The following is a 5,064-nucleotide window of genomic DNA, read 5'->3' as shown; positions in this document are numbered from 1 at the left end:
GGTGCACCGCCGAGATAATAAGACGCGTTGAACAATGGCAAGCCATCAAGCGTCTGGCCCAGTTTTGAGTTGCGCAGGTTGACTTCAAAACCGCGAATGTTGATGCCGTAGCTCCAAGGATCCGCATTGAACGCATCCGAGCCGCGAATTTGCACGCCAGGCACGGTGCGGATAGCATTGACGATATTTTCGCCGCCAGAAAGCGCTTCAATATCGGCTTTCTCGACAACATTGTTGGCGCGCGCGACCCGTTCGGCGGTGACGATAATGGTCTCGCCTTCTGCGGCGGCGGCCTCAACTTCGTCGTAGGCTTTTGCACTCGTTGCGCTGACAATGGCCAACGTGCTGATTGTTGCAGCATAAATAAAATATTTCATAGTCCATCCCTTTTTGCGCGAATCTAACCACGACTTTAACTAATCTTGCGGAGAGATTGACACATGAACTGACTCTATCGCCAATTCATTGCGTGCATGATAGCGATAGACGCCTTAATTTTTTAGCTCATATTAAAAAAATTTGTTTCGTTACAAAATTGCAATATTCATTTCTTTAATTTTTCATTAAATTGTCGTAAAGATGCGATCATTAGTAAGAAACTGGCTGCAGCGCCAAATAATGCAAGCGCAGTATAAAACGGCAGCCAATCGACATCCATGCCAGGCAAATTGCGAAGCAGAAGCAGACCGACGCTGCCTGCGTAGCCGGATGCATCCGCAATATAGATCAGAAATGCAGCCGTTCCCGCACGACCTGACGCCGCAATTAAACGGTCGAACAACATCGCGTTGAACGGTGTATAAGCGAGATATAGTCCAAGCCCCGATACGACCATCCAGATGGCGGGATCCAACCATCCAACCGAGAACGCGAGTGTTGATACACCAACCAATATAGCGCCTGCCAGAATGATAAAATGCATAATCATCAACGCACGGTAATTATCGCGGACCGCGACAAGGCTTGCCAGAATAGCCAATGTGAAAACGGCAATGGGGGCTTCGCTGGCAGCGAAAACAATCGGCGATTGACCATAGCCCAGCGCTTCCCATATCTCGGCCGCAAAATTGTCACGAAAATCGCGAATAACCGTAAACAGGACATAAGCCAGTACGAGTAAAACGACGCCCGGACCATATTCCCTCAAGAATGTACTACGACCTGCGGCGTTAATAGGCGGACGCGCGATACGTTCAGCGACATCACGCGCACTAGGCGGCGGCAAGCGCGAAAGGCCGTATACCGATATCAGCAGTATTGGCATGAAAAGCACACCTGTTGTCGCGGGCATCCACAACTCAGTTACTTGCCATTCGCCCATCAGCCATGAACCTATCGACTTTACCAGTCCCGAAGAAAGGATGAAACTGGCGCACAAGATCGATGCTAGAATTTCGCTCGAGCGGCGTCCTTCGAGATAGGCGAAGACCAAGCCCCAAATCATCCCCAGCGGCAACCCGTTGAAAAACATTGCGACTGGCTTTGCTTGGGCGGGTAAAATTGCGAACAGGACAAGAGCAAACCACGATATTGCAATCAGACTTATTATCGCGAGCGCACGGCGCGCTGGAGACATTTTCGAAACCACTTTGACGCCGATAAATTTTGAGAGCGCGTAACCAAGCAGCTGTGCAATCACGAGCGCGATTTTAAAGTCGATTGCGAATTGCCAATCGGCAAAGTCGGCATAGGTCGCTGCCGTAAAAGGTTTACGAAACGCATACATTGCAAAATAGGCACTGAACGCTGCGCCACCTGCAAATAATATGAACGCCAGGCTGTCTTTGCCGTCTTTATGGAAATGGACAGCTAAGCCTGACGGAGTTGTCATGTCGCTTCACAGCCTAAAGCGACAGTGGCCGCCCCACCCGGATGGCACCCGGCATTGACCGATTGTTCAATAGCATCGAGGGCCATCGCTAGATCCGCAACACTTTGAATGACGAAGTCAGCACCAACTTTATCAAATGATGCAATAACGGGCTTTAGGCGCGCCGCCTGCTCGGTTGGATCAAGCGCAGCCCATGCATTGGCATCCATGCCGACGCCGTTGCCCGATGCGACAACCCCAATCGTCCAAAGACCCGCATTTCGTCCGGCCTCTATACCGACCGGCGCGTCGTCGACCGCGACACAGCGCGCGGCCGGCCAAGCCTTTAACTGTGCCATCGCCTGCCATAGCATCAAGGGCGCCGGACGGCCCTGCGCTGTCTCTCCGGCACATATCGTTACGTCCGGGACATAACCCTGCGTTGCTGCGGCAGGCAGAATTCCCGTCATCATTGTCCGCGTGTAGCCAGTCGTCGAACCGATACGGATTCCCTTTTCGCGCGCTGCCAAAATTGCGGCTGCGGCGCCTGGAATAAGTTGGCTGTGCTCTGTCGCGGCCGATTGCATGGCCGGTTCAAGCGCAATCATCACACGATCAACATCCGCTTCGGTCCAATCAGCACCCTTGGCATCGCGCCAACGTGCGCCGACCGCTGGCTCGGACAATATGGCAATGACATGCTCGCGCTTTGCCATACCCATATATCGGCGAATGACATCTTGTTCGACCTTGATATCTTCGTCTGCAAATGTGTTTTCCATCGCAACCACCGGCGCGCACGATCCGAAATCGATCACTGTTCCGGCCCAATCGAAAAGGATCGCTTCAATCGATGCCATCACGCAAGCTCCCTGATCTTCTGGTTCAACGCTTTTTCGACGACGCGTTCCCCAATGGCGAAGGCAGTCGACATGCCCGCTCCACAAGTTACGACCGTTAAGTGTACGCCTGCCTCAACCTGTTCAGTGAACCAGTTTTGTTTGCTTGAGGATGCATAAACCCCCATCCAGCGTTCGACGGTTGGCGGCGGTGTTCCAAGAACAGCGTGAAATTCGTCGAGGATTAGGTCATCAATCGCGTCATGGACAAACGGATCTGGCGCATCGCCATAGTCATGGCTGTCACCTACGACCAGCGAACCGTCGGCGGACTGCGCAACAATAAGGTGGACGCCGGCGGCGACCGCACTCGTCTGTTCATTGTGCAGTTGCGCCGTTAATGATGCCGCGCCGGGTAGGGCTGAATACCCTTCGTAGCGCATGATGCCGAGATCGCTCATCACCGGGCTCGGTACGCTATAGGCTGGCGCGGCAAGGCGCAGCATTTGCAGCTTGCATCGTGTAACTGCATGCGCAGCCATAACTTCGGGATAGAGTGCATTAAGGTCGTCGCCGGGGCAGATGAAGATTGAATCCGCCTTGATCGTTCCGGCGCTCGTAACAACGCGGCCTTGCGTGCACCCAATGACGCTGGTTGGCTCTGCAAAATGAACCCCTAACTCCGCACGCATCCAGTTGGCCAGTGCAGGGATCGCTTCACGTGCTTCGATCCTGAGTTCATGTGAACTGACAAGGGCCGCGGCACAAGGCTGATAAGGCACGGCAGGATGGCGAGCAGCGAGTTGCTTGTGTGTGAGCAACTCACATCCTTCACCCATTTCGGTCGCCATGAAAGATTCAAGTATGGCCGCCGCGGCAGGGCGACGTGCACTCATAACCAGCCCAGTCTGTTGGACCTCAATCTTGGCGCGTAATGCCACTTCTGTCCAGATTTGCTTCGCACGAAGCGCAAGTGGCCACATCTCGTGTCGCTCTTGACCTGTTACGGTCACAAAGCCGAAATTGCGGATACTGGCTCCAGTTGCGCGTTCTGTCCTGTCGATCACAACGACGCGCAAGCCATTGTTGGCGGCAGCAAGCGCGTGTGCAAGTCCAACAATCCCGCGACCCACTACTGCTACGTCATATGACTCATTCATCTTGATTCGGTCCGTCGCAAAATTTGTAACATTTGTTGTCTAGTTCAATGACGTAAAGCAGGGGAGTTTCAAAATGCATTTGAGGCATGGTAACGATAGATGGCGGTTGATACCGACGTTGCCGGAACTCGGATGAGCGTCAACTTCAACCATCTTCGGTCGTTTTATGCAGTTGCCAGTGAGCGCAGCGTGACGCGCGCTGGGCGGCGGCTGAATATATCACAGCCCACATTGTCGAAGCAGCTTAAAGCCCTTGAGGAGCGCTACAAGGTAAAGCTGATCGAAGGTATCAGGCCACCTCTTACGTTAACGAACGCAGGTCAGGCTTTGTATGAACGGGCGCAGGCGTTGTTCGGGATCGCTGAAGAAATTGACGTTCTACTGGGCGAAGATGACCCTGAAAGCGGCGCTATACTGCGTTTGGGAACGGATTCCCCGCCAGTTGCCGCGGAATTCATGGCGGAGTTTTTGGCAAAGGTACCGCAAACCCGCTTTCGCGTGACAATTGCCAATGCACTCCAGACTAACGAGTTACTGATGAAGGCTCAGGTCGACGTTGCAATCATCTGCGAACCGAAAGTTGACCCTGACTATAGCTATGTACCGCTCTATCAGGATCGCTTGGTAGCGATTGTCCCAGCGCGCTCGGGCGACGATGGCCGCTCGGAATTTTTGTTGGAATCAATTGCCGACCATGTCCTTCTAGTGCGCGAGGCATCGTCGCGAACCTTGGCAGCTACGAAAAGATTATTGTCTGAAGCTGAGATTTCCACGGGCTGCACAATGGAGTTACACACGCGCGAAATGATCCGCGAAGGCGTCGCGCACGGCCTTGGCATCAGCTTGATGTTTGAACGCGAGTGTCCGCCAGATAACCGCATCCGCATATTACCGATTAAAACTGGGTCGGGAGCCGTCAAGGTTGAAGGTTATCTCGCCATTCGCACCGCAAGGCGGCGTATGCCAATCATGAAAGCGGCGCTGAAGGTCGCGGCAGAAATGCGTTTGAGAACATAGGGGGTTCAGCTCTCTGCTGCTTAATGTTTCGAACGGACCTCTGCCTCGCCTAGTTTTTATTCGCAAAGCAGACAGTCGGCTCCCGGCCCAAATATAGTCGTTCAGCTTTGCGCTAGCGCACCTTAACCAAGGTGTGTTTGGTCTAAAGCAGGTAAATTCTGTGCTGTTGCAGAAGAACTAAAAAATCGTGCATCAGTGCTAAATGTTCTGACGACGGACAGTTGGCATCAAACGCAGA

General features: G+C 53.2%; 5 protein-coding genes. 1 reads left to right on the top strand and 4 read right to left on the bottom strand.

Going from position 1 to position 5,064, the window contains the following annotated elements; genetic code table 11:
- The 4 genes from QE270_RS09980 to QE270_RS09965 all read right to left on the bottom strand — a co-directional run.
- Window positions 1-377: TonB-dependent receptor plug domain-containing protein (locus QE270_RS09980; protein ID WP_300038857.1), on the bottom strand; the 377-nt coding region annotated here is incomplete at its 3' end.
- A 167-nt stretch (window positions 378-544) separates the two neighbouring features.
- Window positions 545-1,831 (bottom strand): DUF5690 family protein, encoded by a 1,287-nt coding sequence (locus QE270_RS09975; RefSeq protein ID WP_300038854.1) that lies wholly within the window; start codon window positions 1,829-1,831, stop codon window positions 545-547.
- Complete coding sequence (phnX, locus tag QE270_RS09970; protein ID WP_300038851.1) at window positions 1,828-2,670, bottom strand: phosphonoacetaldehyde hydrolase; 843 nt, start codon at window positions 2,668-2,670, stop codon at window positions 1,828-1,830. The genes QE270_RS09975 and phnX overlap by 4 nt, the downstream gene beginning before the upstream one ends.
- Complete coding sequence (locus QE270_RS09965; RefSeq protein WP_300038848.1) at window positions 2,670-3,809, bottom strand: TIGR03364 family FAD-dependent oxidoreductase; 1,140 nt, start codon at window positions 3,807-3,809, stop codon at window positions 2,670-2,672. The genes phnX and QE270_RS09965 overlap by 1 nt, the downstream gene beginning before the upstream one ends.
- Before the next feature lie 99 nt (window positions 3,810-3,908).
- On the opposite strand from QE270_RS09965, the gene QE270_RS09960 reads away from it, so the two are divergent.
- Window positions 3,909-4,826 carry a LysR family transcriptional regulator gene (locus QE270_RS09960; protein WP_300038845.1) on the top strand — a complete coding sequence of 306 codons (918 nt, stop codon included), beginning with the start codon at window positions 3,909-3,911 and terminating at the stop codon, window positions 4,824-4,826.
- The last annotated feature ends 238 nt before the right edge of the window (window positions 4,827-5,064 follow it).

Origin of the sequence: Sphingorhabdus sp., assembly GCF_029865925.1 — a bacterium.
Lineage (GTDB): Bacteria > Pseudomonadota > Alphaproteobacteria > Sphingomonadales > Sphingomonadaceae > Sphingorhabdus_B.
The sequence above is the reverse complement of the archived record's forward strand: the minus strand, read 5'-3'. Positions and strand labels throughout refer to the sequence as shown.